4 protein-coding genes are annotated in these 4,124 nt (G+C 55.1%); 2 read left to right on the top strand and 2 right to left on the bottom strand.

What is annotated here, in order from left to right; translation table 11 throughout:
* The coding region (locus AAC035_RS19265; RefSeq protein ID WP_339806731.1) for a succinylglutamate desuccinylase/aspartoacylase family protein at nt 1-1,254 on the bottom strand (1,254 nt) is incomplete at its 3' end.
* 535 nt (nt 1,255-1,789) lie between these two features.
* Between AAC035_RS19265 and AAC035_RS19260 the strand changes: the two genes are divergently transcribed.
* Together AAC035_RS19260 and AAC035_RS19255 are read left to right on the top strand one after the other, a co-directional pair.
* Entirely contained in the window at nt 1,790-2,410 is a 621-nt protein-coding gene (locus tag AAC035_RS19260) for a hypothetical protein (RefSeq protein ID WP_339806730.1), read from the top strand.
* A complete protein-coding gene (locus AAC035_RS19255) occupies nt 2,407-3,273 on the top strand; it encodes a hypothetical protein (protein ID WP_339806729.1) in 867 nt (288 codons plus the stop codon). Before AAC035_RS19260 ends, AAC035_RS19255 begins: the two co-directional genes overlap by 4 nt.
* A 45-nt stretch (nt 3,274-3,318) precedes the next feature.
* Here AAC035_RS19255 and AAC035_RS19250 read toward each other — a convergent pair.
* Nucleotides 3,319-4,124, bottom strand: an 806-nt coding sequence (locus AAC035_RS19250; RefSeq protein ID WP_339806728.1) for an MBL fold metallo-hydrolase, incomplete at its 5' end; no start/stop codon positions are given.

Genomic DNA, 4,124 nt, shown 5'->3' with positions numbered 1-4,124 from the left:
GGTCATGCGCTGGCGCTCCAGCAGACTGGTCATACTGTTCACGCCCGCCTCAATCTGATCTTCCTGAATGCGCATGGATTCACCCACCTCCATGGTCACTGCCGGGATGCCAATATCACCCGCCGCCGAGCGCAGCATGCCGGAACTGCCGGGACTGTGGACCACAACCATGGAGTCAAAGCCCCGACTGAATTCCGCTACATCTGGATCGTTCATGTTGGCCCGCAACTGGGGCAGGTTGGTGCGTTTGAGTGAGCCGGTGTGGATATCCACCAGCATGTCACAGTGGCTGATGACCTGTTCGAACAGTGAGTGGGCAATACGGTGAGCCAGGCTGCCATCAGGGCTGCCCGGGAAATAACGGTTAAGATCCCGGCGATCCGCCAGATAACGACTGCCCTGCTGGAATCCCTGCAGATTGACGATAGGAACGCCTACCACCGTCCCGGACAGCTCCCGGGGCTTCAGGTTATAAACAATGCGGCGGATGATCTCGATACCGTTGAGCTCGTCCCCGTGTACCGCAGCGGTCATACACATCACCGGCCCCGGCTGGGCGCCGTTGACCACCAGCACCGGAGTCGGCTGGCTGAGACCGGCAATCTGGATGTCCGGCGACCAGGCCAGGCGTGCGGTGGTGCCGGGTAACACCTCACCACTGAGCAGTCTGAAGGTTTGTGCCTGTGCCGGAAGGGTTTCGGCAACCACCACGGTTTCTGGCAGACGGCGCACTTCAGGGTCGGCGTCAGTGGATTCCGTGCCCTGTCCGGAAGTGTCGGTGTTTTCCTGCATTTCTTCGACAGCGGCCAGATCGTCACCACTGGCCAGGTCCCGGTCTTCCTCATTACTATTACGGTCTGAGTCGTCGGCCTCATTATTGATGTCATCACGGGCGGCGAGGACAGCCTCCGATGACTCGTCGTCTGAGCTGGCATCTGCGTCCAGCTGCTGAGGCTGCTCTGGCTCAGCGTCAGTCTTCCTGTCATCGCCTGCAGAGCCGGCGGCGGTATCGGCGGCAGGATCGGGAATTATCTCATCGATGGGGCGACGGGCGTTGTCGCCGGATGCTTCGTCAGCCGCCTGTGCACTGGTTTCCGGCGGGGGGATATCTTCGACAGACTCATCCTCCGGCAGCTCGATAACCTGAAGCGGCCCATCAGGATCGTCCTCGGCCCAGGCATGAGGTAGCCCTGCAAGAGACAGTGATGTCAGCAAAATGGTAGTGCCAATGCAATGGCGAAACTGAAACGTCATGAACCCTCTCAACGACCGCCGATCGGCAGCGCCTGAAATGCGCGCCCGTTCTCTGTTTCCGGGCCTGGTGAACCGGCAAGGCTACCTGACTTGAAGACGCTAACAATAGCAGCTTGACGAAGGTTTAATGGAGTGGCAAGGATTGCCGGGTAAAAACGTGACGCTTTGTGTTTCGAAATGTTGCTGGTTGATTTTTTGATCTGGCACTTTAATATGTTTCACTGGTTAGCGGCTTCGGGACTGAAGCCAGCTTTCTGATTTCCACCTCAGGCGGCATTCCGCCATATCAGCGCAAGGAGTGCGATGCATCCGAATTATCTGCCTAGTGTTGTACCTTCGAAACTGTCTGAATCGTTATTCCGGTCTCATTGCCGCAGTGCCATTCCGAGCCACCTTCACAATCTGCGCGCGGTAGAGTGACTTCCGGAAGCAAGATGTTCAGCAGTTTAAGTAAAAAAATAATGGATACACAATGTTTCCGGATTTTAAGCGTTTGAAAATAATTTAATTTATTCTTTGTCAGGGAGCGATGACTATGGAAATTGTAAGTACTGGATGGGGAATTGCGGGTTCAGGTGGCGGAAATGCAAGAGTCGGCACCCCGATTTTCCGGCTTGAGATCGGCGCCGGGAATATTACTCTCCCAATAGAAAATGCCAGTTCCGGGGAGGTTGTGAAATTATCTGGATACGGCGGCGGTTTCTCCGGAGGTATCTCGATTTCACTGCCTTTTGCCAATGCCTCTTGGAGTCTAGATGACTTTCCATCAAGTCGTATTGGCAGTATCTATGCTGGCTACTCCCGTCCTGAAAATGGTGTTTATCAGGGAAATGATTTCTACGGTGGCCTCATTGTTCAGTCACTTGGAGCCGGAAAACAGATCAGCGGCAGTATTTCTTGCGCTATCTGGATGTCGGATCCTGTAGAAATTTGTATGGCACGACTAAGTTGCAGCAGGGACGAGTTGATGCAAATAGCGAACAATGTGGGTGCTATGGTTTTAAAGGGGGGGATAGTTCCGATGGGTGTGCCCAGATTTCAGATTGAAAGGTTTCTTAGAAGTACTACGGCTGTAGGTTTTTTTGCGGGTACCAGCTTGGAAACCCAGTTGCTTGGTGCCAGCGCCTCGGCGTTCTATTACAGGGTTTCTGCATGAAAAAACTGGTTCTGGCTTCGGTTGTTTTGTTCCTGACGGCCTGTCAATCGCTGTCCGGTGATGTTCGTTTGGCCTGGGCTGACCTTGGGCCCGAGTCGCTGGAATACGAGACAGTGAATACTGAGGTGGCAGTTTATAAGCCGTTAATGATCAGTGGGTTTGATGTTTTGGAGGATCAGGAAAAGCGGCGTGAAATTAAGCGGGAGCTGAAATCGCTTGATCTCCCTGATGCTACCTTTATCACCCAACTTTGGAGCCAGGATGACTTCCTGCGCGTCGCTGTGACGGGCATTGAGCCCGATCCAAATGACGGATCTCCCGAGACTCCTGAAGCAAAGTACGAGCGGGAGAAGATCAGGCACAATGCGGGTAAGGTGGTTTTACTTGGCGATTTCTCAAAAGAGAATGGTCGGCTATTGTCGTTTTTCCTGGAAGAAAAGCAACGAAGCCTGCTGAACCTGCTTTTTGCGCTGCCTGATCAACAACTCTCACCGGGTGATAGCTGGGAGCTTGATGTGAAGGGCATCGAGTTAGCGGCCGGATTTATCCCGGAGCATGCCAGGCGTGAAAGTAAAGGATTTCTTGAGGATCTTGAAAGGGACGCAGATGGTCGACTGATCGCCACGCTGTTCTATGTCGTTAGTGAGGAGTTTGACGGCCATTTCTTGTTTCGGAAACCCGAAGGGACCGAAGAAATTCCTCTCAATGTTGAGCACACTTACTTCGCTTTAGGCAGGTTTTTGCCTGAAGAGGGCAGGTGGTTGGACTTCACCGCGATTGGCGGCAACAAAGTGACCAGCACATCCTATGAGGAGAGTCTGAGAGTTTATTCGCTACGGGAACCCAAAACGGGCCCCCGTTAGCGGAAGATATTTATCTGGGCATTGTGAAGGGGCTGTACCAGAGCTTCAGCCTTCGACCACTTCCCACAACTCCCCGTTCTCACGGGCCCGATTGTCCTTCTTCAGTTTGATCAGGTGCGCCAGCAGTGACCTGCTGGCCAGGCCGTGGATTGCTGCAGGTACATCGTCATAGGCGTGTTTGGTCAGCTCCTTCAGCGTACCCGGGCCGTGACTTTCCAGGGTTTTGGCAACCTTGCGTTCCCGGGTCAGGCGATGGGTCATCAGCCAGTCGATGACCGACTGCACATGGCCGATCAGGAAGCCGTGGGCCGGGGCAATCCAGCGGATGTGCTCCTGCAGCAGCCGGTCAAGGGAGTTCAGATAGTCTTTCATATCTCCGTCCGGTGGATTAATCACCACCGTTGAACCCTGCATGATGTGATCGCCGGCGAACAGCATCTGTTCCTGCTCCAGCAGAAAGCACAGATGGTTGGAGGCATGACCCGGGGTATGCAGCACTTTCAGGGTGCCAGCGGCAGTCTCGATCAGGTCACCGTCCACCGGGATCTGATCCGGCACATAGTCGTGATCCTGGGTCGGGTCGCCGGGAGGCGGCATGCCCACCAGCTTGGCACCGGTCTGTTCCTTCAGCGGGCGGGCGCCGGGGGAATGGTCCCGATGGGTATGGGTGGTGATGACCTGACGGATATCGCCACCGGTGATCTCCATGATGCGCTGGATGTGCACCGAATCAGCCGGGCCCGGATCAATCACCGACCAGCCGCCGCTGGCGTTGCCCAGCAGGTAGGTATTGGTGCCTGGTCCGGTCATGATGCTGGGGTTCGGGGCCGTCAGCCGGATCACATCGGGTG

The organism is uncultured Marinobacter sp. (assembly GCF_963974375.1).
In the GTDB taxonomy this organism is placed as follows: Bacteria; Pseudomonadota; Gammaproteobacteria; order Pseudomonadales; family Oleiphilaceae; genus Marinobacter.
The sequence above is the reverse complement of the archived record's forward strand: the minus strand, read 5'-3'. Positions and strand labels throughout refer to the sequence as shown.